Annotated in this window: 1 protein-coding gene; it reads left to right on the top strand. The window is 44.3% G+C overall.

Going from position 1 to position 1,484, the window contains the following annotated elements:
- Positions 1 to 1,484: condensation domain-containing protein (locus H4J39_RS00950; RefSeq protein ID WP_259368712.1), on the top strand; the 1,484-nt coding region annotated here is incomplete at both ends.

Below are 1,484 nucleotides of genomic sequence, written 5' to 3'. Positions count from 1 at the left end.
CCGCTGACACCTAATGGAAAAATAGATAAAAAAGCTCTGCCCGAGCCTGAAATAGTTTCTTTACAGGGGCAATATATTGCCCCACAAACTGTCTTTGAAGCTGAATTACAAACCTTATGGTCCAGTGTATTAGCCTTGCCAGCTGACAAGCTGAGTATTGACGCCAATTTCTTTGATATAGGTGGTCATTCATTATTGGCAGTCAAATTAGTTTCACACATACGTAGCCACTTACAACAAGAATTAACCATAAGCCAAGTATTTGCTGCACCCTCCATTCGTATGATGGCAGCTTGCCTGGCGCAACCTTCTGAACGCACCTTACGGAGCCAGGTGCTCGCCAGTCCTCGAAATGACAGTAATGAGTATCCGCTGTCATTCTCACAGCAACGTTTATGGTTTATAAATCAAATGAATGGTAGCAGTAGCGAATACAATATGCCTGTTGTATTACGTGTCAAAGGCACCTTGAATGCCGATGCAATATCGCAAGCCTTCAGCCACATTATTCAACGCCATGAAGTCTTACGTACTGTCTATGTCAACGCCGAAGATGGCGCGTTGCAGCACATTCAGCAGGCCTTTACTTTTGTCCTCAATCAGCATGATTTAACCGCTATCACGGGGACTGAACAAGCAACGCAACTACAAACGCTGGTTGAAGCCGATAGCCAGACACCCTTTGATTTAAACCAGGACTTAATGCTCAGAGCCAGTTTTATTCTGCTAAACCAAGGAGCGATTCCTGCCGAGCAAGAAAGTGTTTTGTTGTTTAATATGCATCACATTGCTGCTGACGGTTGGTCATTAGAAGTCTTAACCCATGAGTTTATGGCCTGTTATCGAGCCATCACACTTGATGAAAGTACTGCTCTTGCACCCCTTGATATTCAATATGTCGACTATGCTCTATGGCAAAGGCAGTGGTTGCAAGGCGATGTTCTTGAACAGCAACTTGGCTACTGGGAAAAGCAATTAGCGGATGCCCCGACCGTACACGGTTTATCACTTGATAAGCCCAGAACTGATGTTAAACAATATCAAGGTGACATCGTCAGTAAGCAACTACCAGCTCAAATAGGCCAGGCACTTTTGGCGCTGGCTAAGCAACATCAAGTAACACCTTTCATGTTATTGCACAGTGCTCTGGCACTGGTCTTATCTCGTCACAGCAATTCCGATGACATTGTTATTGGTACTCCTGTGGCTAACCGCTTACAAGATGAATTGGCACCGTTGATTGGTTTCTTCGTTAATACCCTAGTGTTACGATTAGATACCAGTCACAAGACTTTAGCTGATTATCTGGCTCATGTGCGTCAAACACACCTTGATGCCCAATCGAATCAAGATGTTCCTTTTGAACAATTGGTTGAGCGCTTAAATGTGCCCAGAAGCACAGCACATACGCCTTTATTCCAAGTGATGTTAACCACAAATACCGATTACGGGATAGAGAATCAAAGTCAGCAGTTCAGCCTGCC

Origin of the sequence: Colwellia sp. Bg11-12, from assembly GCF_014076955.1 — a bacterium.
Classification (GTDB): Bacteria; Pseudomonadota; Gammaproteobacteria; order Enterobacterales; family Alteromonadaceae; genus Colwellia_A.
This window is presented reverse-complemented; position numbering and strand designations above follow the sequence as displayed.